Source organism: Vibrio sp. Vb1018 (assembly GCF_033338775.1).
GTDB lineage: Bacteria > Pseudomonadota > Gammaproteobacteria > Enterobacterales > Vibrionaceae > Vibrio > Vibrio alginolyticus.
In genome coordinates this window covers 112,165-135,557 of the sequence record NZ_JAWOTI010000004.1, presented here as the reverse complement: position 1 = coordinate 135,557, position 23,393 = coordinate 112,165, and the positions used below count along the sequence as shown (strand labels likewise).

Annotated in this window: 24 protein-coding genes and 1 pseudogene; 10 read left to right on the top strand and 15 right to left on the bottom strand. The window is 45.5% G+C overall.

Going from position 1 to position 23,393, the window contains the following annotated elements:
* Positions 1-54 precede the first annotated feature (54 nt).
* From R7Z10_RS06715 to R7Z10_RS06705, 3 genes and pseudogenes are all read right to left on the bottom strand, one after another.
* Positions 55-984, bottom strand: coding sequence for an SRPBCC family protein (locus tag R7Z10_RS06715; protein WP_017820241.1), 930 nt, complete (start codon positions 982-984; stop codon positions 55-57).
* A gap of 137 nt (positions 985-1,121) precedes the next feature.
* Positions 1,122-2,363 carry a HAMP domain-containing sensor histidine kinase gene (locus R7Z10_RS06710; RefSeq protein WP_318104410.1) on the bottom strand — a complete coding sequence of 414 codons (1,242 nt, stop codon included), beginning with the start codon at positions 2,361-2,363 and terminating at the stop codon, positions 1,122-1,124.
* Positions 2,335-3,003: pseudogene (locus tag R7Z10_RS06705) on the bottom strand (response regulator transcription factor). Before R7Z10_RS06705 ends, R7Z10_RS06710 begins: the two are co-directional and overlap by 29 nt.
* A gap of 89 nt (positions 3,004-3,092) precedes the next feature.
* Here R7Z10_RS06705 and R7Z10_RS06700 point away from each other — a divergent pair.
* Positions 3,093-4,298, top strand: coding sequence for a DUF5666 domain-containing protein (locus R7Z10_RS06700; protein WP_318104409.1), 1,206 nt, complete (start codon positions 3,093-3,095; stop codon positions 4,296-4,298).
* Between the two features lie 149 nt (positions 4,299-4,447).
* Complete coding sequence (locus R7Z10_RS06695) at positions 4,448-4,744, top strand: hypothetical protein (RefSeq protein ID WP_017634219.1); 297 nt, start codon at positions 4,448-4,450, stop codon at positions 4,742-4,744.
* Between the two features lie 93 nt (positions 4,745-4,837).
* On the opposite strand, the gene R7Z10_RS06690 is transcribed toward R7Z10_RS06695, so the two are convergent.
* On the bottom strand, positions 4,838-5,887 hold the full coding sequence (locus tag R7Z10_RS06690) for a Preprotein translocase subunit SecY (RefSeq protein WP_318104407.1): 1,050 nt from the start codon (positions 5,885-5,887) through the stop codon (positions 4,838-4,840).
* A gap of 439 nt (positions 5,888-6,326) precedes the next feature.
* Here R7Z10_RS06690 and R7Z10_RS06685 point away from each other — a divergent pair, with 439 nt between their 5' ends.
* Together R7Z10_RS06685 and R7Z10_RS06680 are read left to right on the top strand one after the other, a co-directional pair.
* A complete protein-coding gene (locus R7Z10_RS06685; RefSeq protein WP_005388493.1) occupies positions 6,327-6,788 on the top strand; it encodes a hypothetical protein in 462 nt (153 codons plus the stop codon).
* Positions 6,789-6,881: 93 nt separating this feature from the next.
* Positions 6,882-7,355 carry a copper chaperone PCu(A)C gene (locus tag R7Z10_RS06680; protein WP_318104405.1) on the top strand — a complete coding sequence of 158 codons (474 nt, stop codon included), beginning with the start codon at positions 6,882-6,884 and terminating at the stop codon, positions 7,353-7,355.
* Between the two features lie 340 nt (positions 7,356-7,695).
* Here R7Z10_RS06680 and yegD read toward each other — a convergent pair whose 3' ends face one another.
* The 4 genes from yegD to R7Z10_RS06660 all read right to left on the bottom strand — a co-directional run bounded on the left by yegD (position 7,696) and on the right by R7Z10_RS06660 (position 11,031).
* On the bottom strand, positions 7,696-9,048 hold the full coding sequence (gene yegD, locus R7Z10_RS06675) for a molecular chaperone (protein WP_005375838.1): 1,353 nt from the start codon (positions 9,046-9,048) through the stop codon (positions 7,696-7,698).
* Positions 9,049-9,169: 121 nt separating this feature from the next.
* Positions 9,170-9,793: a hypothetical protein gene (locus R7Z10_RS06670; protein WP_213916927.1), complete on the bottom strand. Its 624-nt coding sequence runs from the start codon at positions 9,791-9,793 to the stop codon at positions 9,170-9,172.
* Between the two features lie 326 nt (positions 9,794-10,119).
* Complete coding sequence (locus R7Z10_RS06665) at positions 10,120-10,440, bottom strand: DOPA 4,5-dioxygenase family protein (protein WP_005375836.1); 321 nt, start codon at positions 10,438-10,440, stop codon at positions 10,120-10,122.
* A gap of 396 nt (positions 10,441-10,836) precedes the next feature.
* Positions 10,837-11,031: a hypothetical protein gene (locus R7Z10_RS06660; RefSeq protein WP_127891143.1), complete on the bottom strand. Its 195-nt coding sequence runs from the start codon at positions 11,029-11,031 to the stop codon at positions 10,837-10,839.
* A gap of 65 nt (positions 11,032-11,096) precedes the next feature.
* Between R7Z10_RS06660 and pdhA the strand changes: the two genes are divergently transcribed.
* The 3 genes from pdhA to R7Z10_RS06645 are packed head-to-tail and all read left to right on the top strand — an operon-like array spanning position 11,097 to position 14,312.
* Positions 11,097-12,191: a pyruvate dehydrogenase (acetyl-transferring) E1 component subunit alpha gene (pdhA, locus tag R7Z10_RS06655; RefSeq protein WP_025998586.1), complete on the top strand. Its 1,095-nt coding sequence runs from the start codon at positions 11,097-11,099 to the stop codon at positions 12,189-12,191.
* A complete protein-coding gene (locus tag R7Z10_RS06650; RefSeq protein ID WP_042521051.1) occupies positions 12,184-13,167 on the top strand; it encodes an alpha-ketoacid dehydrogenase subunit beta in 984 nt (327 codons plus the stop codon). The genes pdhA and R7Z10_RS06650 overlap by 8 nt, the downstream gene beginning before the upstream one ends.
* A complete protein-coding gene (locus R7Z10_RS06645) occupies positions 13,164-14,312 on the top strand; it encodes a dihydrolipoamide acetyltransferase family protein (RefSeq protein WP_005375831.1) in 1,149 nt (382 codons plus the stop codon). Before R7Z10_RS06650 ends, R7Z10_RS06645 begins: the two co-directional genes overlap by 4 nt.
* 67 nt (positions 14,313-14,379) lie before the next feature.
* On the opposite strand, the gene R7Z10_RS06640 is transcribed toward R7Z10_RS06645, so the two are convergent.
* Positions 14,380-15,345 (bottom strand): FAD-binding protein, encoded by a 966-nt coding sequence (locus R7Z10_RS06640; RefSeq protein WP_318104402.1) that lies wholly within the window; start codon positions 15,343-15,345, stop codon positions 14,380-14,382.
* 137 nt (positions 15,346-15,482) lie between these two features.
* Here R7Z10_RS06640 and R7Z10_RS06635 point away from each other — a divergent pair, with 137 nt between their 5' ends.
* Entirely contained in the window at positions 15,483-17,144 is a 1,662-nt protein-coding gene (locus tag R7Z10_RS06635; protein WP_318104400.1) for an electron transfer flavoprotein-ubiquinone oxidoreductase, read from the top strand.
* A gap of 59 nt (positions 17,145-17,203) precedes the next feature.
* On the opposite strand, the gene R7Z10_RS06630 is transcribed toward R7Z10_RS06635, so the two are convergent.
* Complete coding sequence (locus tag R7Z10_RS06630) at positions 17,204-18,088, bottom strand: LysR family transcriptional regulator (RefSeq protein WP_215810414.1); 885 nt, start codon at positions 18,086-18,088, stop codon at positions 17,204-17,206.
* A gap of 117 nt (positions 18,089-18,205) precedes the next feature.
* Between R7Z10_RS06630 and R7Z10_RS06625 the strand changes: the two genes are divergently transcribed.
* Positions 18,206-18,877 carry a type 1 glutamine amidotransferase domain-containing protein gene (locus R7Z10_RS06625; RefSeq protein WP_213867781.1) on the top strand — a complete coding sequence of 224 codons (672 nt, stop codon included), beginning with the start codon at positions 18,206-18,208 and terminating at the stop codon, positions 18,875-18,877.
* 84 nt (positions 18,878-18,961) lie between these two features.
* Here R7Z10_RS06625 and R7Z10_RS06620 read toward each other — a convergent pair whose 3' ends face one another.
* Complete coding sequence (locus tag R7Z10_RS06620; protein WP_318104396.1) at positions 18,962-19,609, bottom strand: glutathione S-transferase family protein; 648 nt, start codon at positions 19,607-19,609, stop codon at positions 18,962-18,964.
* Between the two features lie 118 nt (positions 19,610-19,727).
* Between R7Z10_RS06620 and R7Z10_RS06615 the strand changes: the two genes are divergently transcribed.
* Positions 19,728-20,558 carry a LysR family transcriptional regulator gene (locus tag R7Z10_RS06615; RefSeq protein ID WP_258635100.1) on the top strand — a complete coding sequence of 277 codons (831 nt, stop codon included), beginning with the start codon at positions 19,728-19,730 and terminating at the stop codon, positions 20,556-20,558.
* A 9-nt stretch (positions 20,559-20,567) separates the two neighbouring features.
* On the opposite strand, the gene R7Z10_RS06610 is transcribed toward R7Z10_RS06615, so the two are convergent.
* From R7Z10_RS06610 to R7Z10_RS06595, 4 genes are all read right to left on the bottom strand, one after another.
* Positions 20,568-21,140: a protocatechuate 3,4-dioxygenase gene (locus tag R7Z10_RS06610; protein WP_318104393.1), complete on the bottom strand. Its 573-nt coding sequence runs from the start codon at positions 21,138-21,140 to the stop codon at positions 20,568-20,570.
* Positions 21,141-21,278: 138 nt separating this feature from the next.
* A complete protein-coding gene (gene artM, locus R7Z10_RS06605; protein WP_005388569.1) occupies positions 21,279-21,947 on the bottom strand; it encodes an arginine ABC transporter permease ArtM in 669 nt (222 codons plus the stop codon).
* On the bottom strand, positions 21,944-22,633 hold the full coding sequence (gene artQ, locus R7Z10_RS06600) for an arginine ABC transporter permease ArtQ (RefSeq protein WP_042521067.1): 690 nt from the start codon (positions 22,631-22,633) through the stop codon (positions 21,944-21,946). The genes artM and artQ overlap by 4 nt, the downstream gene beginning before the upstream one ends.
* Position 22,634: 1 nt before the next feature.
* The gene (locus R7Z10_RS06595) at positions 22,635-23,378 is read right to left on the bottom strand and encodes an arginine ABC transporter substrate-binding protein (protein ID WP_047100941.1); all 744 of its coding nucleotides are present in this window, start codon (positions 23,376-23,378) and stop codon (positions 22,635-22,637) included.
* Positions 23,379-23,393: the final 15 nt, after the last annotated feature.

Sequence of the window (23,393 nt, the reverse complement as noted above, 5' to 3'; positions counted from 1 at the left end):
GTAACATTTCGCATAACTAGTATGATACCTAAACACCCTACTCGCCTGCGCCTGTCATTTCTTAAACAAAATAATTTCCGTTCTTAGCTCTTCTTCCGTGGTTTCCTTCGGACTATTCAGGTAGCGTTCGATTCCTAAAGGACTGGTTTTGACTTTCATGCCACTCTGACGGACCAAGTTCATCGCTAAAGCCCATGCATTTCCCAAAAACTGATATTCACCTCGGTGTTCAACGACAAATGTTTCACTCTCAGGAATGGTACCAGTAACCGCCCCTTGAGGCGCTGGTACTGAGTTATGAAGAGGAAAGCAAGTGATAAACTCGAATGTACCTTTCTGCATATCCATCGACTGGTAATAACAAAACAATTCACCATTCACGGATAGGGTTTCGTCACTAATTAACTGTTCTAGTTGCTGAACATGCTTCTCAATTACCGAACCTAATTCCTGCAAGCTAGCCACACCCTTGATCCCAATGTAATGAATTTGAGGCAACGTTCGGTTACCTATTTCGACTAAGTCTGAATGCACTCTTCCGGTTTCAAGCTTACTTTTGAGCATGCGTAACCCACGTTGATAATCCATCTCTATCATCGACTTAAACATACTTTTCAGAAAGAACAGATACCAAGGGACGCGAGATTGCATTTGCCATTCGACTAAACAGCCATTTTGTGACGGCGTCACGATTAGAGTCACCTTTCCATGGCTCTTGATTGGGCGAAAGAAATGTAGCTCCATATCTAATCGATGCTCTTGAGTACTTTCCAGTACAATCGCGCCAGTCCCAATACGCTGACCATTCCATTGATAACCAGCTCCAACGTGGCCCTGATTATCACTGAATGTCAGCTCGCAGCTTGGTTCAAGAATGATCCATGGTGACCAGCTGGGCCAGTTATTGAAGTTCTTGAGATAGCCAATAATTTCACTTTGATTCTTATTAATTTCAATACTTCGGCTGACCTGATAAGAGAGCATAACGGTTCCTCGAGTTTCCGCTTCACTAACTTCAGTCTAATTCAAATTCCAGTTTTTTCTTGTTTGACTACGGGTTAGATGCGTACGACAAGAAAAATCCAGAGCGTTAATTCTCACTTGAATCAATACGCGCAAAGCTAAGAGCAGAACTCCACTTTTGCACTAAATCGAACACCATCATCGTCCAGTACTAACGCCCACCCCATCCGTTCACATATTCGTTGTACGATAACAAGCCCACAACCATAACCAGCGTTGTACGTCTCGTTGCCATCGTGACGGTTTAGGATCTTAAGCGCATGACCTTTCAACTCAATTTCAATATCTCCCACACTATAGCTAAAGGCGTTTTTAATCAGATTGTTGATAACAATGGTCACAAAACTCTCTGGGGCCTTCATTACACCACTATGTTGTTCGTGCAAAGCGTAATTCGAATCTTGCTTGGCAAATAAAGGCGCTAGCTCTTCCAACTGTTTTTGTAAACAAGTGAGAAGCTGATGCTCTCCATAATGCTGAGGCTCTATTTTCTCTTTACCAAGTAAGAGAAACGCTTCTGTCAGTACACGCATTTCGTCACAAGCTGACTGCATCCTCGTGATGGCTTTTTGCGCAACTCGAGGTTGATCAGGAATACGCGTCAGAATGTCTGTTGAGCCTTTAATCACCATGATTGGCGTTCTCAACTCATGCGATGCAAAACGGCTAAATTCTTGCTCTCGTTTGAAATAGCCCGCGATATCGTTTTTATTATCCAGCAAAGTTTGCTCTATCTGGCATGTTTCGCTGAACTTAGTTTCAACTTGGAAAGCGGGTTGATCCGGTGACATTTGGCTAATTTTGTCTTCGATTTGCGCTAGTGGTCGAGACAATATTCGCACCATATAAATGCCATACCCGACCATAACAAATGAAAATAAGCCACCGAGCAGCAGCGTAAACTGATGCAGCGAGCTTTCGTATTCGTCCAAGTAATCATCTGAGTCATCTTGAAACACAATGTACATAAGCCCCTTCCCTGAGGGGTGTTTCAATACAACAAAGTGTTTATCTTCTTCACCAAGCAGGTATTCGTAAAAACCAGGTGAAGTAAAAGAGAGCAACCAATCGGGTGTCGGTGCTTCACTCCAATATGAGTTGAATTCCAATACGTTTGGCAATGGCGCATCCCAACCCTGTTTCTCGAAATTCTCACTATAAAGCGCCGCTTCAGTATCGAGCCAGTGATGTAAACTCAGCACTTCCAGTTTGTTTTCTGCCACATAAATCAGCGACCAAAAAAGAGTAAACATCACAAACGTCATGACCCCAAAACCCCAACGGATCTTGCGATAAATGCTTGGATATTCGTTATGCTTTAAGTCGGTAACCTTGTCCATGAATAGTCTCTAATCGTGATTCTTCAAAACCTTTGTCTAGCGCGGTTCTTAAACCGTAAATATGGCTACGAAGTGCATCACTTCCGGGTGGTTCGTCTCCCCACACACTATCGATCACTTCTGTGCGCGTGACCGCTGCTGGAGCACGTTGGAGGAGCAATTTTAAAATTTTAGTTTGAATTCGACTCAGCTTAATTTCTTTGTCTTTTCTCGTTACTTTTCCTGTCCGCGCATCTAAACAAATATCTGCAAATTTGAGCGTTCCGATATCTTGTCTTGGACCACGATTAGCCAAAGCATGAACACGCAAACTGAGCTCTTCCATCGCAAATGGCTTCATTAAATAGTCATCTCCCCCCGCTTTAAAAGCCGCGATTTTGTCCTCTAGCGTATCTTTTGCCGTTAGGAAGAGAATTGGCGTTCCACATAACTTATCTTGTCGAAGCTTCTGTACCGTACTGATGCCATCGAGCTTCGGCATCATGATATCCATGATGATTACATCTTAATGATTTTCCTCGATTAACTTAATCGCAGCCTCTCCATGAAACGCACAATCGATAATCATGCCTTCTAGCTCAAGATAGTCTGCAATCGTCTCCGAGACGTTATGGTTGTCATCTACAATTAAAATTTTCATAAAATCACATTTCTTCACGATCTCTTCACGATATGCCCAATAAGATACAGGCAATTTCCTAAACTCGCTCGTAAATTGAGGTTAATACAATGAAAAAACTCGCTCTTATTTCTGTAGTAGGTTTGGCATTGTCTGGTTGTGGTGGTTCAGGTGGTGGCAGCAATAGCGATAGCACATCAACTCAACCAGCAGTGAAACCAAGTGTAGCGATTGGCTCTGTTGAAGCGGTCAACGCTGAAGAAAGCACGTTAACCGTCAATGGACATACGTATCGTGTGTCTGAGGTGGTTTATGACGACACACAAGTGCAACTGGCCGATGTAAAACCAAAAATGGTGGTTCGCGTGGGGTCAGATATTCAGCAAGCTTCGAATAATGGCGTCCGAGTCACACTTGAACCAACCATTACAGGACGTGTCACAGCGATTGATCATGTGAAGAAAACATTTACGGTAAACGGCGTAGATCTGCAGTTTGACGGTTTAAGTGATGATATAGAGGTCAACGACTGGGTGATGGTGTCATCATTGCCAACTGCTGATGCGGGTTATCGAGTGTTGTCTGTGGTCGAAATCGACGTAGATAACGATTACCCAGCCCTTGGAAGCTACTACGAACTGGAAGGCCGTATTACCAGTATCGATGAAAATGCTGGCACGTTTGAGCTTGGTACAAATATAACCGTATCTTACGACAACATTAGCCAACTTAGCATCGGCCAATGGGTGGAAGTAGAAGGTGAAATGCAAAACGGTATCTTCATGGCACATGAGGTACAAGTTGAAGGCTACGACGTCATAAGCAATGACAGCGATGTGGAAGGCATCGTGACTTGGGTTGCCAAGGATTATAGTGAGTTCTCTCTAAACTACCGAGGAGCCTTCTTCATTGATAACGCAACACGCTTTGAGGATGGTAGCAAAGCTAATCTAGAACAAGGTCAAGAAGTAGAAGTGACCTCTGTGATGAAAAATGGCAAACGCACCGCTACCGTCATCGAATTTGAGCGGTCGGAGTTTGACAATGACAACCAATGGCGAGGTAAAGAGTTTGAATGTGAAGGCTATGTATCAAACTACGATGCTGATTCAAGAGTGTTTGAAATCGAGCATTGTGAGAATGATGCTGATCAAGTACTAAGTAACACCACCGTTGTGATTGATGCACAAACACGCTTCCAAGGCATTGAAGAACTTAACCTAAATGGTGCTCGTGTCGAAGTCGAAGTCGAAGGTGTGATCATTAACGAGCAAAATATTGCCCGTGAAGTGGAGTTAGACGTTTACGACAACTAATCCCTTCTACGCTTAAGAAAAAGTGTCACTTCGGTGGCACTTTTTCTTTTCACCTTACTTTGCTTCCCAAGCTCAAACCAACAAATTCTCAGCCAAAGCCTTTTCTCTCCGTTACACTTTACCTATGTTTCACAACATTGGTGACGAATATGAAAAAACGCAACCTCATTTTGTTAATCTTGTTTTTTGGTTCAGCCACGAGCTTAGCTAGCGTTATGGATCCTGACTGCGATGCAGAAAAGGCAGCTAAAGCCGCTGCGACAAAAGCCGTGGTTGGTGTTGGTGGTCGCTGTACGCCTAAAGAGGCACTGAAAGATACCGCAGTTGATGCAGGAAAAGACAAATTGCCAGATGAAGGGATGGCGGGTAAAGCTGTTGATGCAATGACACCTGAAAAAGAGAAGAAAACGGTGAAAGACGTAACCAAAAAGCTCAATAAAGATTGATACGCTTTCTTGTCGTTAACTTTAATAGCGAAAATTCCCCCCCAAAAAAAGAGCGCCGATTGACGCTCTTTCCGAACTTTAATAGATAACCAATTATGCGGTTTCTGCTTCACCTATCCAATGATAATGGTGGTTGGCTTTTTTCCCCACTAAACCGAGCTCTGCCAATTCTTCAAATACCTTGTCTACCTCTTCCGCAGACAGCTTAAACTGTTTAGCAACGGCTTTTTTGGTGCACGTAATTTGATGCGTTTTAAGTGCATCGCTAACTTGCTCTAACAAGGTTTTCGGTTCCTTTGGTTCTTCTGGCTCCGGCGCAGCTGGTATTTCTTGCTCTTCTTCCTCTTTTATATAAGGAAGATAACCCGCAGGCGCTGGATCTATATCGCGAACTGTTTTCAATATCATGCCCTCATTTCTGCGATAGAAATATCGGAACCGTTGCTCTTCACCAATCAAGCCAACAAAAAATGCAGCAAAGAAGTCCAAAAGAATCGAAAGAAATACAACCAAGCCAAGCTGAGCTTGCTGAGAGGTGGTACCAAATGCGTTGGCTAGGCTATCAATCAAACCAATCACTGAGCCTTGCGTAACCGGCGGTAAACTATCACGCTCCATAGCCAAGCGTTGCTGCTCTTCACGTAAGGTTTTGTTTTGATCCTGAATGCGAGTTACACCAGTCGCGATACGCTCCATCTCGATGTATTTCTGCGCTGCCATATTGTTGAGCTCAATCTGCTTATCGATTGCCGCAATCTGACGATTAAACGCTTCCACTTTCGCCTGCTCTACCGAAATATGACTTTGTGCACTATTGGTTGCACTATTTATGCCACCAATACTACCGCCAATGGAAATCGCAGCTAAGACTAAATAAAACACGAGAGCGGTTGCTGCTCCTGTGTAGTTGCGATGGGCTCGGCGCTCACCGTATTCATACCAAGCGTAAAATTTACCCGCTTCAAAAATGATCGCTAAACCACCAAATAAGGTTTGCATCATCGGATTTTCGTCGATAGACAAAAACAGCAATAGAGAAAAAATAGTCGATGCTAAAATCGCAGCACCGGTGAATGCATATACACTCACCATGGCAAATCGACCTTTAGGGTATCGATATCCAATCTGTTGTTCGTATTTCATTTGAGAAATTTCTTAAGATTAATCGCCCCTCCGACTAAGTAGGACGGACGTTTCTGGCATGTACAAAGGAGCGCAGAATACCGTATCCTTTATTAAATTACTGTCATAATTCCGTTAATGGAAAACAAGTGAAGATTCGGTGTGCATTTTGAATCGATATCAGCCAAATCTAGCACGTAAAAACACCACCACGACACCCACTAACCGAAGCTTCAGTGGCATATAAGAGAGATTAATTCGGTATCTTCAAAAGCGACTAGGCAAGACTGACAAGTTGAATTGGAGGTTGTGAATGTCAGCCGAATCAAGACATTAAAGCGTTAAAAATAGACAATAAAACAAATAATGCACACTTGCATCACCTTTTAGTAAACTGATAATTACATTGTTTGGTTAATTTGTTAGTATCCCGCGCCGAAGAAGATAAGCACTCAATTGTATGGAAAACACTCTAATACAGCACAAACACCATCGCTTGCACGCTATTGCGGTTATTATCGCGGTGTTGTTTCAGTTGTATTTAGCGTCCACAGCCGCTCTTAACCCTACACAAGTTCACAGCACAACTTGGCTCAACAAAGTCCAAAGTGAAAAGGTTTTACTGTGTACCGCAGATGGTTTCAAATGGGTGGATATCAATACGTTGATTGAGGCTAACGCTCAATCTTCTTCTAAGCTCATCCAAGATCTTAACTTACACGACGGCTTCCAGTTTGAATGCCCGCTTCTTCAAGCTGTTCAATTCTTTCTTTTAGTTGCGATTGGGCTTTACCTGACAACCATCCATTGGCTGCGCCGAGTAAAGTATGCACTGACGACTTATCACTTTTCAAAATGCGATAAGCTCGTTTACAAACACATCGCGCCTAAGCACTCTCCGCCGAGTGTTTTTCCTGCCTAACAGGCATCTAATCATTGACAACTTTATTCAAAAATAACGATGACTCTGTTTGTTGTCCATTCAGAGAAGCTATTAATTCAAAAGGAAAAACACATGCTTAAATCATTAAAAACCGCCGCTATCGCGCTTATTGCTGTCATCGCTAGCCCACTGAGTTTAGCGCACGATTATGAAGCAGGAAAAATTCATATCGACCATCCATGGAGCCGCGAAGCGCCACCAAACGCACCTGTTATCGGTGGTTTTTTTCAATTAACCAACCACGGTGACAGTGAAGATGCATTGATCGCAGCAGAAAGCCCAATCGCAGGGCATGTCGAAATTCACACGCATAAGAAAGAAGATGGTGTGATGAAAATGATTAAGATTGACGAAGTGCGCGTTCCAGCCAATGACTCAGTGTTGTTTAAGCCAGGCAGCTTCCATTTAATGATTTTTGACCCAACACAAACTCTTAAAGAAGGCGACCGCTTCCCTATGACGTTAACATTCAAAAACGCGGGTAAAGTGGAAGTAGAAATGGCGGTTGAAAAACAAGGTCACATGGAAAAACACATGCACCATTAATGACGTAAACAAAAGTGCCCGCTGATTTAGCGGGCATTTTTATCTCAGCTTAGTCAAAATCATTATTCCGGTAGATCCTAACTCGACTCTTCAGAATAATGGTGATGAATAACGCTCGGCGAAACGGGGTCACATATCATAACAGCGTGCTCGGGCAAGAGATTCTAAATCACGCTCGTCCCTCACTATTCAGAATGACCTTGAAAGACTTAAGATCCTAAAAAGGTTCCCTACCCGCTTAAAACTCAACCTCTCGACAAAGTTCTCCAACCATCACTTGGCAAGCCTAAATGAAATCATAAGTTTGGCAACAAAGACCCACTGTTAATCGGCTTTCTTTCTACTTGAAACAAACCTCAGCCCAACGAGCTAAGCCGGCAGTTACTGAGCCAAAATAGTTTCCACTGACAACCGGAATACTTGGCAGTACGGTTTGCACCGCATCGCGCAAGATTGGCGAGCGTGCCGAACCTCCAGTCATAAAGATAGCATCGGGTTTAACTCCAGCTTGCTCTACCGCTTCTGTCACCAACGCCGTCATTTTATTCTTTGGCGACTGGATCGCTTCGATCATTTCGTCACGTTGTACATCAACTTCAATCGTTTCTGATAGTAAGTTGATGCCAGTTCGGTAAGAAGCTTGTTCTGAAAGTGCCACTTTTGCCTCTTCGGCACGGCGAACAATGTTGTAGCCTAAAGACTCATGATACACCTCTAGCAAACGAGCAAGTTTTTCTGGCTCTTGAGCCTGCTTTTGAAGCAACTTTAACGCTGATAGGTTCTCTCGCGAATAGAAGTCACTCTGCGCTTCTACATTATTGATTGCTATCGGGTTCCAGAATTGGGTAGTCGGCATCACAATGCCTGACTCCATTTTACTTCCCATGCCAAAAGGGAACATGAGCTGCTTAAATGCTAGCGCGATATCAAGATCATTCCCGCCGACACGCTGGCCACTGTGAGCTAACAAGCTTGCGGTCCTATCTGCTTTGCCGCGCCAAGACGGTCCCATTTGGATCAACGAACAGTCCGTTGTACCACCGCCAATATCGACTACTAGAATGATTTTATCTTCGCTGAGTGTCGCTTCATACTCTAGGCCCGCCGCGACAGGCTCAAACTGAAACTCCACATTTTGGAAGCCCGCACGTTTCGCTGCCCGCAACAAAATGCGTTCAGCCTGAATGTTAGCCGTTTCACCGCCACGCCCATGAAAGTTAATTGGTCTGCCGATCACAGCATCGGTAATACTTTGCTGCGCATCGTTTTCGGCTTGAGACTTAATATTGTCCATCATCGCGCAGACAAGGTCTTCGAAGAAAGCCAATTGCACATCACGCAAGCCAGATGCACCAAGAAAAGACTTCGGCGATTTCACATAATAGATATCGCGAGGATCTTCCAAATAGAGATTAAGTGCAGCCTGACCAAACGCGATGTCGTCGGATTCTAAGTCAATACTTTCTTCTCGGTTTAAATTGATTGCCCGGCGTAAAACCTGCTCACCAACTTGATCTAATGGTTTAATATCTCGATGGCGAAATAAATGCTCGGATACCGATTCACGAGTCGGTGCAGCAAGGGTGGAAGGAATAAAAGGGCTGTTTCCTTCCAGATTAAGCAGTACTGGATCACCCGATTCCATTTTAGCCACTGAACAGTTTGCAGTACCATAGTCAAAGCCGATAAACATTGTTTCTCCCACTGTCCCACTGATTAGTGGCCTTTTGAGCGTTAAAAAGCTGGCAATGCTAACTTAATGGCATAAGAATTACTATCCCAAAATCAAGTGTAATTTAACGTGGAAAATCTATCTAAGGTACACTACTTTCTCTTTTTGCAGATGGCACAACAACCGCTACCAATAAAGCTAACAGCAGGAACACAGGGCTAAGCATTAATCCATGCCAGATTGAATACCCATCATGGAACAGCCAGAATATACCAAGCGTCAGTAGGTACGAAAAGTAGCTGCAAAACACCAAGCTAATCGCGACAAAGCGCTTTTGATTAATAATAAGAATCCGCACTAGATACTGGCTAAGAATACCGGAGCAGCGCATGGCAAGTTGCCAATTAATGATAAAGAAAGCAAGCGCAATAAACCCAGCTACGACCAGTGCATCATGCGTGCTTAAAATGAAGTAGCTACCAAATCGGCTTATGATGACCGGATAATCGCCTTCGTATATCGTTGACCAAGATATTGCGTTCGCTGCTGCTACGTAATTGGCAAAATAAGCAATAGCGTAGAAAGTCGTTTGAGAACTGAACGGCTGAAATACATCCCTACAAAATCCTCGCCATTCTTCTTTGTTGGCGGTAGGCCCTACCCAGTCACGTTTTTTTTGGGCGGTACGCTCGGCAAACTCAGGCCCGTTGCGAAACAACAGCCAAAATATATAGAGTGCAAGTATAACCAAGAGTATTGAAAACATACCCTTCCCCCTCAGAAATTATCGGCGCCACTGCCAATGGCGTTGGGGTCGTAAACTGCACTTCCCTGCTATACCTATTTGATTTATCAAAGACTTATTATTTTATTACCACCAAAATTCATTTAATGGCATGCTAAACAGCAACATTTTCACGCTTTGTGCGTGAAGTTCGAAAGCCTACTTTTAGGTTTAGCACAAAAATAACTACAGCAAAGCGTAAGAGAGGGATTCCGCACCCATCAATGAAGATGAGGCGTTAAGCAGAAGCTGCGACCGCAATGAGAAGAGAAGGATTCAAAGCGGTCATGCATGGGCGAGAAGAGCAACTATTTCTCTAACTTTTCTTCAAATACACCAATCTCTCTGCCCAACCAAATCGCGCGTTCTGTGTGATCGAGCAACTCTTCTTCGCTTACTGGGTGAATAAGCACAGAAAAATCGCCTCGAATCGTATCAAGCCACGCCAAGAACTCTTCACTCAGTGATTCTAGGTGAATTTCAAACATCGGCATCTTGTGTGGGCCAACTAACCTTCCAACTAATGGAAACACACGCAGCACATCTTGACGCTCTTGACGGATGATCTCGTTCAAGGCTTGCGCTTTATCTTGTTCTCTTAGGGGAAAATAAACATGAGCGTGGTACATAACTTCTCCATAATCACTTCCGCTTGAGCACCACCTACTTTGGATAAGCTCAAGGACTGCCGAGGGTATACATTTGTAATGCCGTCACCCTACCTTGATTCCACTCAGTTGGGAAGAAGTTATGCATTCTCATAAGGTCGAGGCTTCGAGCACAACAAAAATTTGCAATTCATCATATAGCAACTGTTTGAGTTGATTCATTAATAATGACTCACTTTGTCAAATTTTACAGCCAAATTTTGTTGCAAATATGTTTCATTAACCAGTAATTAAATTCGAGTTTAAAAATACCACCAACAAAATAGCAGCATATTACTCTGCAAAATCAGGGTGTAAGCAAAACTTTACTACTGAGCGAAAGTCAAAATGAAGCATAATTTAACAATTTGTTTACACTTATTGTATCTGGCTATACCACGATTTAGTTAGAGGGTTAGATACAGAAAAGCCTTTCTCTGTATCTTGCGGTGAAATAGTCGCAGCGATGTTATCGACAAATAGTTTAAGGGACGAACAGATGCCTACCGCTATCGAAAGCACACGCAACCTTAGGTATGGCCTTTGCGCTGATATCAGAGTTTGAGTACCCATACAAACTCTGGTTTTGTATGAACAGCTGCAGTCCAAAAGACCCGCAGCGTCAAAAGGAGCTTGAGATGAACGTTCAGGCATTACCCATGCATCGGTTTATCGACCATCGTGGGGACCTAGTCGGCCAACTACCCAACTGGGCTGACACTGAAACATTGGTCGGGTTTTACCGAGATATGGTATTAACTCGCACTTACGACAACAAAGCAGTTGCCTTGCAACGCACCGGTAAGCTAGGGACCTATCCCTCACACTTAGGCGCGGAAGCCATAGGCATTGCGGTCGGCAGAGCACTTAAAGCCGATGATGTGTTTGTCCCTTACTACCGCGATATGCCTGCGATGTGGTGTCGTGGCATTGGCATGGAAAAGAACCTTCAATACTGGGGTGGCGATGAGCGCGGGAGTGATTTTGCTCCTGAAGGCAGTCCGGTTCCTAGCCGAGACCTTCCCTACTGTGTACCCATAGCGACGCAATGTACGCATGCTGTCGGGGTGGCTTCCGCGCTAAAAATTCAAGGTAACCATGAAGCTGCGCTAGTCATGTGTGGCGATGGTGGTACATCCAAAGGGGACTTTCTTGAGTCAATAAACTGCGCAGGTACTTGGAATATTCCACTTGTTTTCGTCGTAAACAATAACCAGTGGGCAATTTCAGTGCCGCGTAGTCTCCAATGTGCCGCCGATTTCTTATCAGAAAAAGCGCAAGGTGCAGGTATACCGGGTATTACTGTCGATGGTAACGATGTCGTCGCCGTTTATGATGCAACTAAAACCGCCCTTGAGAGAGCAAGAAAAGGGAAAGGCGCAACACTCATCGAAGCGGTGAGTTACCGACTGAGTGACCACACTACGGCCGATGATGCGACTCGTTATCGTAAAGAAGATGATGTTCAAACTGCATGGCAATACGAACCTATCGCACGTCTTAAAACGTACCTCCTTAATCAAGGCGCTTGGAGCGACGAACAAGAACAGCAATGGCTAGATTACTGTAAAGAGCAAGTAGAGTTAGCTGTTGAACGCTATCTGAGCTTACCGCCACAAGCACCAGAAACCGGTTTCGATTATTTGTATGAATCGCTACCTCAAGAGCTTCATGCACAAAGAGATGAACTCATCAACAAGGCAATGAGAATGCAGGGAGGCAGACATGGCTGAGCTAACGTTGGTTGAAGCAGTTAACCTTGCCCTGCACCACGAAATGCAACAAGACCCCAATGTTGTCGTATTAGGTGAAGACGTGGGCGATAATGGTGGTGTATTTCGTGCCACTGTCGGACTCAAGCAAGAGTTTGGTCTTAAACGAGTCATCGATACGCCACTCGCTGAAGCCTTAATCGGCGGGGTTGCGGTCGGTATGGCAACGCAAGGATTACGACCTGTCGCCGAATTTCAGTTTCAAGGTTTCGTTTTTCCTGCGATGGAGCACTTAATGTGCCACGCGGCTCGAATGCGTAACAGAACTCGCGGTCGGCTCACTTGTCCCGCGGTTTTCCGTGCGCCATTTGGCGGCGGTATCCACGCTCCGGAACACCACTCAGAAAGCGTGGAAGCGTTATTTGCTCACACTGCTGGATTTAAAGTGGTGATTCCTTCTTCTCCACAACGCGCATACGGCTTACTTCTCGCTGCAATTAGAAGCAATGATCCCGTCATGTTCTTCGAACCGAAGCGCATATATCGCACCGTTAAATCTGAAGTCGTTGATAACGGCGAAGCACTCCCACTCGACACCTGCTTCACCTTACGCAAGGGGCGAGATATCACGCTCGTTACTTGGGGCGCATGCGTCGTAGAGTCACTTCAGGCCGCGCAAACCTTGTCTAGTCAGGGAATTGAAGTCGAGGTGATTGATTTGGCGAGTATTAAGCCAATTGATACCGCGACGATTTTCAGCTCACTAGAAAAAACTGGACGTTTACTCGTTGTTCATGAAGCGAGTAAAACTTGTGGTGTGGGATCTGAGCTATTAGCTCGAACCGCTGAACACGCCATGTGCTTACTTAAAGCCCCACCTAAACGAGTAACTGGAATGGACACCATTATGCCTTATTACCGTAACGAAGATTATTTCATGGTTCAGAAAGAAGACATTGTGACCGCAGCGCGCGAACTCGTGGAGGATTGGAAATGAAGACGTTTAACTTACCCGATCTCGGCGAAGGCCTCGCTGAATCAGAAATTGTAAAATGGCACGTTAATGTCGGTGACATGGTTAAATTAGATCAAGTGATCTTAACCGTAGAGACAGCAAAAGCGACGGTCGACGTCCCTGCCCCCTATTCGGGCCGTGTGGTCAGCCGTCATGGTGAGGAAGGTGAAATCGTCAATATTGGTGCATTACTGCTAGAGATTGATGAAACAGGTGCCGGGAGAGAAGTAACGGCAGAGAAAAAAGCCACTGCTGACGCCGCAACCGTCGTCGGTAGCGTTTCTCACCAAGCGCATCATGTTAACGTTGATGATTTCTGGATTGGTGGCAACCACAACACGACAGAAAGTAACCTCGTTACCGCCCTGCCTTCGGCTCGCTTGTTGGCACAAAAACTTGGGGTAGATCTTAACCTTGTGTCAGGTAGTGGCCCGAACGGACTTATCGTAGATGCCGATATTTACGACGAAGCCGGAAAACAGCGTCCAGGCACCGAAGTTTTGAAAGGCGCTCGACGTACCATGGTATCGTCTATGACCGAATCGCACGAACATGTTGCTGCCGTAACCATTACGGAAGAAGCATTGTTGGAAGATTGGCTGCCAAACGAAGATATCAGTATCCGCCTTGTTCAAGCGATTGTTCATGCGTGTCAAGAAGAGCCCGCTTTAAACGCTTGGTTTGATGCCGAAACCATGACACGCTGTGTACACACAACGGTCAATGTAGGAATTGCAGTAGATAGCCGTCATGGATTGTACGTGCCAGTCTTGCGCCACGCAGATGAATACGAGCCACAAGATGTTCGTCGTTGGCTCGATCAAACCGTTGAAGGGATCAGAGAGAGAAAAATCGGTCGTGAGCAATTGCAACACGCGACGATTACGCTTTCCAACTTCGGCGCGATTGCCGGTATTTACGCAACACCTGTCGTCACACCGCCACAAGTCGCTATTGTCGGCGCGGGCCGAATACTCGACCGAGTTGTGATAAGAAATGGTCAAGCAATTTCGGTGAAAGCAATGCCGCTATCCGTAACGTTTGATCATCGCGCTTGTACTGGTGGTGAAGCTGCAAGGTTTACGAAAGTACTTGCAGAGCACCTGCAACGTCCGAGCGAAAAGTAACTTATTAAAATCAAATGATAAAGGCTTCCAATTTGGAAGCCTTTTGTTTTAGGGAACAAGACTATATCTACAGCTTCTCTAACAGCTCAGGCATTACCACAAACAAATCGCCGACCAATCCATAATCTGCAATGTCAAAAATAGGCGCATCAGGATCACTATTAATTGCAACAATCACCTTGGAATCTTTCATTCCCGCCAAATGCTGGATCGCGCCAGAAATTCCGACGGCAATGTATAACTCCGGTGCAACAATTTTGCCGGTTTGCCCGACTTGATGGTCATTAGACACATAGTCCGCATCGACCGCCGCTCGTGACGCCCCTACCGCTCCACCTAGCTTGTCAGCCAATTGTTCTACTAAAACAAACTTCTCTTTACTCCCGAATGCACGACCACCCGACACTACTACTCTAGCCGCTGGCAATTCTGGTCGCTCACTTTCTGGCGTTTGTTGCGAAACAAACTCACTAAGTTTATTGATAATCACCGTGTCGACTTGAGTAAGCTTAGGGACAACTGGTGTGTCAGATAGCTCTGCGGCATCAAAAGCCGTACTTCTTATGGTCATCACTTTATAGGGATCATTCGACGTGACTCTCGCCAATGCATTTCCAGCATAAATTGGACGAATCACCGTATCGATAGACTCGATTGTCATCACGTCAGAAAGTTGACCAACATTAAGCAACGCCGCCACACGAGGCATCACATTCTTACCAAATGTACTGGCAGGAGAAAGAATGTGTGAGTAGTTTTTGGCTACTTGTGAGATCAAAGGTGCGATATTTTCCGCTAATCCATGTTCATATCCCTTCGCATCAACCCAGATAATTTCTGCAACACCCTGAACACAATTCAACTCATCCAAAACTGATTGGCACTGATAACCAATAAGCAACACAGAAACAGGAAGCGATTTATCATCATCCTTAATCTCAAATGCCGCTTTAATTGCACACAGCGTCCCTACAGCCAACGATTGGTTGTCATGCTCTGCGAGCACAAGTGTTGCTAATGGTCGGTCTTCCATGGTCATGCCTCATATAACACGTCAGATCCATTACTTGAGCTTAGTCCACTTCACGTTAACGTCAACTGAGCTATAGTTTTCTGTATAGAAACCAAAACCTGTCACGCAGATGACGATAATAGAAAGGAAGCATAAAGATGGAACGAGAATGCATGGAGTTTGATGTCGTGATCGTGGGGGCCGGACCTGCAGGCTTAAGCGCCGCTTGTCGGCTAGCTCAACTCAGCCAAGACAGTGAAGGTGACGCACTTTCAATTTGCGTTGTAGAAAAAGGCTCAGAAGTGGGCGCACATATTTTATCTGGCGCTGTTTTTGAAACTAGTGCCTTAGATGAGCTTTTCCCCAATTGGAAAGAAATGGACGCCCCGCTAGCAGCCTCGGTTCAACGAGATAATTTCCTTTATCTTACTACTGAACAAAACCATATTCGAGTTCCTCACATCCTTACACCGCGTCCAATGATAAATGGCGAGAATAATTACGTAATTAGCCTTGCCAACCTTTGCCGTTGGCTCGCTAACCAAGCAGAAAATCTTGGGGTGGAAGTTTTTCCGGGCTTTGCCGCTGCAAGCATCAATTATGATCAGACTGGCGCAGTGACAGGCATTAACACGAGCGATATGGGACTAGATAAGAACGGCCAGGCCAAACCTAACTTTGAACCAGGTATCGAGCTAAGGGCAAAATACACCCTTTTTGCTGAAGGTTGTCGCGGACATCTGGGTAAAGAACTTATTCAAAGGTTCGACCTAGACGCAGGAAAGCAACCACAGCACTACGCGCTTGGCCTAAAAGAGATATGGGAGTTACCCACTGACAGTAAGGATGTATCTGGCAGTGTTATCCACTCCGCTGGCTGGCCCTTGAGTGAAACAAATACCACAGGCGGCGGTTTTCTCTATCACATGGAGAACAACCAAATCGCCGTGGGGCTTATTGTCGACTTGAATTACAGCAATCCTTACTTGAGTCCGTTTGACGAATTTCAACGCTTTAAGCACCATCCTGCTATTGAACCACATTTGAAAGGTGCTCAGCGCATCGCTTACGGCGCAAGAGCCATTGCGAAAGGTGGGCTTTCCTCTCTGCCGAGACAGCAATTCCCTGGCGGTTTATTGATTGGTTGTGATGCGGGGACTTTGAACGTTGCTAAAATTAAAGGCAGCCACACAGCAATGAAATCCGGAATCATTGCAGCAGAAGCGGTACATACGGCCCGACAAACTGGAGCTTCTGAGCCAGACTACCAGTCGTTGTTTGAATCATCATGGTTGTATGACGAACTCGCCGAAACGCGTAACTTTGGTGCGAACATTCATAAGTTTGGCAGCATACTTGGCGGTGCTCTTTCGACTTTTGAACACAACCTGTGGCAACCACTGGTTAAGAAGCCGTTACCTTGGTCTATCAAGGACTATTCGCACGATCATGAGCAGTTAAAACCTAAACAAGAGTGCCACCCAATTGCATACCCAAAACCAGATGGTGAAATCAGTTTTGATAAGCCTTCGTCGGTATTTTTGTCGGGAACACAGCACGAAGAGAATCAACCTTGTCACCTTGTTCTGACTTACCCTCACATTCCAATTGATGTGAATTTAGGTATGTATGACGAACCGAGTCAGCGCTATTGCCCCGCTGGGGTTTACGAAGTGGTGGAAGTGGACAATAAGTTGAAGTTTCAGATAAATGCCGCCAACTGCGTGCATTGCAAAACCTGTGACATCAAAGATCCTTCGCAAAACATCACGTGGAAAGCACCAGAAGGTGGCGGTGGACCGAGCTATCAAAACATGTAGATACGTTAGTATGTTGACGATCTAACAAATGGATAAACAAACCGATTGGCAGAGCCTCATTACTCCTGCCAATCGACAAAATGATCAAGCAAGAAGTCGATAGCCAATCGCGCTCGTAGTGGTAGAAAGTGACGATTCTGATAAACAATCCAGCTGCTGTTGCCACTTCCCCAATAGGGCTCTAGGATTGGCACCAAACGACCAGACGAAATAGCACCGTTGAAACTGCTCTTCGGTAAGTACGCCACACCTAATCCTTCTGCACAGGCTTGCAAGACCGTGTGTGCGTTATTGCTCTTCCATCTGCCCTGCACTTTTACGCCATCTAAAGGCTTGCCGTCTTTTTCAAACAACCAAACGTCCTTATTGGCAATAATGCAGCTATGACGCTTGAGTTGCTCGGGGTGCGTTGGCAAACCATGTTCATCGAGATAACGCTGACTGGCTGCCGCTGCCATGGGACGATCCACCAGCTTTCTCGCAACCAAGCCTGAATCACTCAACCTACCGTAACGAATGGCAAAATCGAAACCATCTTCAATAAAGTTGACCATGCTGGTGTTGAAGTTGATTTCTACCGTGAGATTAGGATGTTGCTTGGCAAACGCCATCAAGGCAGGCGCTACATGGTTTTCAGAAAACGCACCAGCGGCACTCACACGTAACGTACCACTCAGTTGAGTTTGCTGCGTGGTGAGCTGTTCATTGGCTTGCTGAAGCCCAATCACCAACTCTTTACACTGCTGATAATACGCTTGCCCTGCTTCCGTTAGACTCACCATTCTTGTCGAACGTGCTAACAAGGCGACACCTAATCGCTCTTCTAATCTTGTGACTTGACGACTGACATGACTGGTACTGCAACCTAACTGTTTTGCCGCTGCAGAAAACCCTAAGCTCTCAGCGACCGTAACAAACTCATTGATACCTTCAAAACTGTCCATACTTACCTTTGCTATATAGCAATAATGTTTTGCCAATTAATCATATTATCACTTATTTGTTTAGCAATTAGTATGAAGGTGTTCAACAAATATACGTAAGCCAAAAAGGAAACCATCATGAAGAAAGTACTCATCATTGTGACGAACCATGCGACCCTTGGTGAAACTGACCAAGCAAACGGAACTTACGCGCCAGAGCTCACTCATGCGCTTAGCGAACTACTAGATGCAGGCTTCGATTACGACATTGCCTCTATCAAAGGCGGGCAAGCACCACTGTACGGAACCGACATCGAAGGCGATGCAGTCAACGAGAAAATCTTAGCGGATGATGATTTCCAGAACCGCATCAACAACACGATTCCAGTATCACAAATCAACGGTGACAACTACGATGCGATCTTCTATCCGGGTGGCTTTGGTCTTCTTTCAGACCTAGCGAGCAACGAAGATTTTGCCAAGATTTCTGCAAAACACTATGAAGATGGCGGTATTGTTGCAGCAGTTTGTCACGGTCCGGGCGCTCTTCTCCCTATCACGCTTAGCAATGGCGAAAAGCTGCTTGCGTCTAAATCAGTAACAGGTTTCACTCGCGAAGAAGAGATCGACTTCGGCACCATCAACGATATCCCATTCCTATTGGAAGAATCTCTTGCACGCAGCGCAGCGCGCTACTCTAAAGTGCAACCATGGCAAGAGTTTGTAATTGTGGATGATCGTGTCATCACAGGTCAAAACCCAACGAGCGCACACGGCGTAGGCAGAGCGATTGTTGAACACCTAGCTTAAACGCGCCGGAAACGACAACCATCCTAGAAGAGGAAAGCGTGCTTTGTCATGCTTTCCCTTGCTACAGGCGATCGCAAGATGCGCTTATACTTCTTCCCCTGCCTCGTCCTCTTCTACGATATCCGTTTCTTGGCTCGCCTCTTCCAACCATTGCTGTAAAGATTCACTTGCTAGCACCTTCTGTTGGTAAGCTTTGGCACCTTCGGATAACTCGATACCGTAAGTTTGGAAACGCAATGCCACAGGTGCATACATAGCATCAGCTATCGACCATTCTCCAAATAGCCAACCGTTGGGATACAGCTTGGCTTGTTCTGCCCAAATAGCGTCAATGCGTGCAATATCTTTACGTGCACCATCCGTTAGAACGACTTTTCTGCGCGCGCGGATGTTCATTGGGAGTTCGTTTCTTAAATCAAAGAACCCCGAATGCATCTCTGAGGCAATGGCGCGTGCTTTAGCTCGTTCTACGGAGTTGCTTGGCCATGCTTTGCCTTGTAAGTATTGCTCGTTAACGTATTCCAAAATCGCTAATGAATCCCACACGGTTGCGTCACCATCCACCAAGGTAGGTACTTTCGCCGTTGGTGTAAGACCTTCCAAGGTTTTGTAAAAATCTTCCGTGAATAATTTGAGCTTGGTGACTTTCACATCCAATTTGAATTGAGAAAAGATCAGCCATGCGCGAAGTGACCAGCTCGAGTAGTTTTGGTTAGCAATAAACAGTTTCATGACGCCTCCATGCGGTTCGTGTTTTGATTACTCATTCACAATATCTGATTGTATTTAAGGGGACTAACGGATAGTTTTGATGGAACACTTCAACAAAAACGATGGATGAGTTTTATATATGGATATCGATGCGTTACGCAGCTTTCTGGCTTTTGTCGAAACGGGAAGTTTCACTCGTGCAGCCAAGCAGATCAATCGCACCCAATCCGCGTTCAGTGCACAAATGCGTAAACTGGAAGACGAACTCAGTGTCAGTTTGTTTGAAAAAGAAGGTCGTAACCTCATACTGAGTGAAGCGGGGCTGGCACTGCGCTCTCACGCCGAGCAATTGGTCAGCTTGCACAATCAAGCGCTGAAACAAGTGAAACGTTATGAGAATAAGCGCCCTCTTCGCTTAGGTTGCCCTGAGGATTACAATGACAATATCTTGCCTAAAGTCATCCGCGTATTACAGCAATCTGAGCCCACATGTTCGATTCAAGTCTTTAGTGAGCCGAGCATCACCTTGAGAGAAAAACTTGATGAAGGAAAGCTAGACGCCGCTATTGTGACAAGAGCACCGGACAGTGAGGAAGGTTACTGGCTAGCAAGCGACAAAGGCGTGTGGATTGCTCATCCTGATTTTGACATCGAGCAAGCCCAACCTCTCCCTCTCGCCCTATTCCAAACCGACTGTAAATACCACGCGGCAGCGGTAGACGGATTAACCAAACGTGGCACTCCTTATCAACTACTGGCGTGTTGCAATACGGCCTCTGCACAACGAGCGATTGTACGTTCAAGCATGGCTATCGGTGCGATGGGCAGTATTAGCGTTAGCGAGGATCTTAAGATCTTAGACGATATGCCATCGCTGCCTTCCGTGGATATCGTGTTGGTCACGGGTGTCGAGCCTCATCCGATACTGGATAAAGAATGCTTGGCGCAATTGGTTGAGTTAATGGCTTAACTGGATTCGCTAACCAATCACAAAGTTAAATTCGCCCGTTAATCGCCCGTCGATTCGTATAGTTTCAAACTGCAGATAATCACGGGCTTTGCCTCCCCACCATTCATCGCCAGTATTGCCTTTCAAGTACAACTGAGTGGTCAGAAGTTCTTGATTATCTCGCAACAACTTAACGTGAATGTGCGGTGGGCGAGAAGCATAAGGTACAGGGTACAAGGTCTGAAACAAGTAGTGACCATCCGATTGAGTTAAAACTGCACCAAAGCCAGCAAAGTGCGCATCAAACTTATCGTTATTTGGTTGCTTAGGATGATCGTAAATCCCCTGCCCATCGCATTGCCAGATTTCTACTTTGATGCCTGAAACTGGGTTTCCCGATGTATCTACTACTCTGCCTTGCAACACGATAGGTTCACCGACCAAGCCTTCTGATTGCAGAATCAAGTTTTGACGAAGAGGAATATCCACTACTGGATAAAATGGCCCTTCTGTTTGTGCTGGCGTCGGCCGCATTGGTGTCGTCGCTTTTAAAGAGGGTGCGAACAACAATGTCCACAGCGCTAAAAAGTGTCTTCTTTCCATGGTGCCACCAATACAATTGCATTGAATTAAGTTTGGTGGAACTTGAGGGATTTGCCATAACGAATATAAAAAATGCCCCTGCAAGAGAGTCATTTGCAAAGGCACTGTGGAACGAGATGATGAGTGTTGATTGAAGGTTTATGCGGCTTCGAACGCCAATGCTTTCTTCTCTACCTGACGGAAAATAAGAGTTAGCACACCATTTACCGTTAAATAAAATGCGCCCGCAATACCAAATACCGTCAACGTATCGTAAGTTTGTGCGTTAATGCGCTGCGCGTAACCCATCAGATCCATGATCGTAATCGTGCTTGCTAGTGACGTGCCTTTGAAGACCAAAATCACTTCGTTCGAGTAAGCCGGAACCGCACGACGAATAGCGTATGGCAGCAGCACTTTTAGTGTTGCGGTTTTGTTCATACCTAATGCACGACACGCTTGCCATTGACCAGAAGGAATCGCGTTAAACGCTCCTTTGAACAACTGAGTGCTGTATGCAGCGGTATTGAGTGCTAGCGCTAACATCGCACAGAACCAAGGTTGGCTTAACCATGTCCAGAATACACTTTCTCTTACGGCATCAAACTGACCCGGACCGTAGTACACCAAGAAGATCTGTACCAGCAAAGGCGTACCTGTGAACAAGGTGATGATGCCACGACTTACCCAATGCAAACCCGGAGTACGTAGGATCAGAGTCAGCGTCATCATCAGAGCTAAAAGACAGCCCACAACCAAGGAAGCGGCGGTCAATTGGAGGCTAGTGCCTAAGCCATCCAGCATTTGCCAAACGTGTTGTTCGTTCATGCGGTCGCCTCCTGTCCCATGCTCATGCCTTGAATTGAGAACTTCTTATCAATCAGTTTGACGGCACGTTGTGTAATCAAAGTAATGCCTAGGTAAATCACCGCAGCGGTTGCGTACCATGTAAACGCTTCATGCGTCGCTGCAGATGTTAGCTGCGCTTGTTTCAACAAATCCGTTACGCCAATCAGTGATACAAGCGCGGTGTCTTTCAGCAGAACCAACCATTGGTTAGTTAAACCTGGTAGTGCGTGTCTTACTGCTTGTGGTAAAACAATGCGAACGAAAGCGTGTGCTTGACTGATGCCGAGTGCACTTGCTGCTTCTCTCTGCCCTCTTCCAACGGCTTTTAATGCGCCACGTAGAGTTTGAGAAGCGTAAGAAGCGAAGATCAATGACAACGCCACCACGCCAGACAAGAACGGGCTAACTTCAATAAAGTCGCCGGTGATTAAAAACAGAACCTGCGTCGAACCAAAATAGATGAACAACACGACAAGGATTTCTGGCAAGCCACGTACAATCGTCACAAACGCCGTCATTGGCCATTTAACGAAAACGCGGCGAGACATTTCACCACTGGCGAATACCACTGCCAGAATCAAACCGACTAAGAGGCTTGTGAAGGCTAGCTGGACAGTCATCCAACTAGCTTGAACAAGCGATAAAGAGTAACCCGTTAGTGCCATATTACTTACCGAAGTATTTGTTGTAGATTACGTCGTATTCGCCGTTTGCTTTCACTGTTTTCAGTGCTGTGTTCAGCTTGTTCACTAGCTCGTCGTTACCTTTATTTACTGCGATACCGAAACCGTTACCGAAGTATTTAGGGTTAGTGATGTGCTCACCCACGTAAGCTAGGTTGTCTTCTTTCTTGAACCATTCTGCTACGACTGCTGTGTCACCGAATACAGAATCAATACGGCCATTTTTCATATCGATGAACGCGTCTTGGTAGCTTGAGTAAGGAACCGCGGTTACGCCCGGCATTTGCTCAATCAGGTAGCTTTGGTGTGTTGAACCGTTTTGAACACCAACACGCTTACCTTCTAGTGCTTTTTGATCAGCCACTTTTTCTTTGATAGAAACAAACGCTGCTGAGTTGTCATAGTATGCATTCGTGAAATTCACTTGCTCCAAACGCGCCTCAGTAATGTCCATTGCAGAGATTGCCGCATCGTAGCGCTTGAATTTTAATGCTGGGATCAAGCTATCGAAAGATTGGTTGTGGAAGGTGCATTTTGCTTCGATTTCTTTACATAGTGCATTCGCCAGATCCACATCAAAACCTTGGATTTGGTTGTTTTCATCCATGTATTCGAATGGGGCGTACGTCGCTTCCATCGCAAATTTGATCTCTTCTTGTGCTGCTGCGTTTGCTGCCATAGTTGCAGAAGAAAGTCCGATTAGTGAAGCTAGTAGAATCTTTTTCATTGCAATACTCCGTGT

Bases quoted from the DNA above. Each gene is read 5' to 3' on its own strand.
- R7Z10_RS06715 (WP_017820241.1), bottom strand. From the start codon at position 984: ATGCTCTCTTATCAGGTCAGCCGAAGTATTGAAATTAATAAGAATCAA.
- R7Z10_RS06710 (WP_318104410.1), bottom strand. From the start codon at position 2,363: ATGGACAAGGTTACCGACTTAAAGCATAACGAATATCCAAGCATTTAT.
- R7Z10_RS06700 (WP_318104409.1), top strand. From the start codon at position 3,093: ATGAAAAAACTCGCTCTTATTTCTGTAGTAGGTTTGGCATTGTCTGGT.
- R7Z10_RS06695 (WP_017634219.1), top strand. From the start codon at position 4,448: ATGAAAAAACGCAACCTCATTTTGTTAATCTTGTTTTTTGGTTCAGCC.
- R7Z10_RS06690 (WP_318104407.1), bottom strand. From the start codon at position 5,887: ATGAAATACGAACAACAGATTGGATATCGATACCCTAAAGGTCGATTT.
- R7Z10_RS06685 (WP_005388493.1), top strand. From the start codon at position 6,327: ATGGAAAACACTCTAATACAGCACAAACACCATCGCTTGCACGCTATT.
- R7Z10_RS06680 (WP_318104405.1), top strand. From the start codon at position 6,882: ATGCTTAAATCATTAAAAACCGCCGCTATCGCGCTTATTGCTGTCATC.
- yegD (WP_005375838.1), bottom strand. From the start codon at position 9,048: ATGTTTATCGGCTTTGACTATGGTACTGCAAACTGTTCAGTGGCTAAA.
- R7Z10_RS06670 (WP_213916927.1), bottom strand. From the start codon at position 9,793: ATGTTTTCAATACTCTTGGTTATACTTGCACTCTATATATTTTGGCTG.
- R7Z10_RS06665 (WP_005375836.1), bottom strand. From the start codon at position 10,440: ATGTACCACGCTCATGTTTATTTTCCCCTAAGAGAACAAGATAAAGCG.
- R7Z10_RS06660 (WP_127891143.1), bottom strand. From the start codon at position 11,031: ATGGGTACTCAAACTCTGATATCAGCGCAAAGGCCATACCTAAGGTTG.
- pdhA (WP_025998586.1), top strand. From the start codon at position 11,097: ATGAACGTTCAGGCATTACCCATGCATCGGTTTATCGACCATCGTGGG.
- R7Z10_RS06650 (WP_042521051.1), top strand. From the start codon at position 12,184: ATGGCTGAGCTAACGTTGGTTGAAGCAGTTAACCTTGCCCTGCACCAC.
- R7Z10_RS06645 (WP_005375831.1), top strand. From the start codon at position 13,164: ATGAAGACGTTTAACTTACCCGATCTCGGCGAAGGCCTCGCTGAATCA.
- R7Z10_RS06640 (WP_318104402.1), bottom strand. From the start codon at position 15,345: ATGGAAGACCGACCATTAGCAACACTTGTGCTCGCAGAGCATGACAAC.
- R7Z10_RS06635 (WP_318104400.1), top strand. From the start codon at position 15,483: ATGGAACGAGAATGCATGGAGTTTGATGTCGTGATCGTGGGGGCCGGA.
- R7Z10_RS06630 (WP_215810414.1), bottom strand. From the start codon at position 18,088: ATGGACAGTTTTGAAGGTATCAATGAGTTTGTTACGGTCGCTGAGAGC.
- R7Z10_RS06625 (WP_213867781.1), top strand. From the start codon at position 18,206: ATGAAGAAAGTACTCATCATTGTGACGAACCATGCGACCCTTGGTGAA.
- R7Z10_RS06620 (WP_318104396.1), bottom strand. From the start codon at position 19,609: ATGAAACTGTTTATTGCTAACCAAAACTACTCGAGCTGGTCACTTCGC.
- R7Z10_RS06615 (WP_258635100.1), top strand. From the start codon at position 19,728: ATGGATATCGATGCGTTACGCAGCTTTCTGGCTTTTGTCGAAACGGGA.
- R7Z10_RS06610 (WP_318104393.1), bottom strand. From the start codon at position 21,140: ATGGAAAGAAGACACTTTTTAGCGCTGTGGACATTGTTGTTCGCACCC.
- artM (WP_005388569.1), bottom strand. From the start codon at position 21,947: ATGAACGAACAACACGTTTGGCAAATGCTGGATGGCTTAGGCACTAGC.
- artQ (WP_042521067.1), bottom strand. From the start codon at position 22,633: ATGGCACTAACGGGTTACTCTTTATCGCTTGTTCAAGCTAGTTGGATG.
- R7Z10_RS06595 (WP_047100941.1), bottom strand. From the start codon at position 23,378: ATGAAAAAGATTCTACTAGCTTCACTAATCGGACTTTCTTCTGCAACT.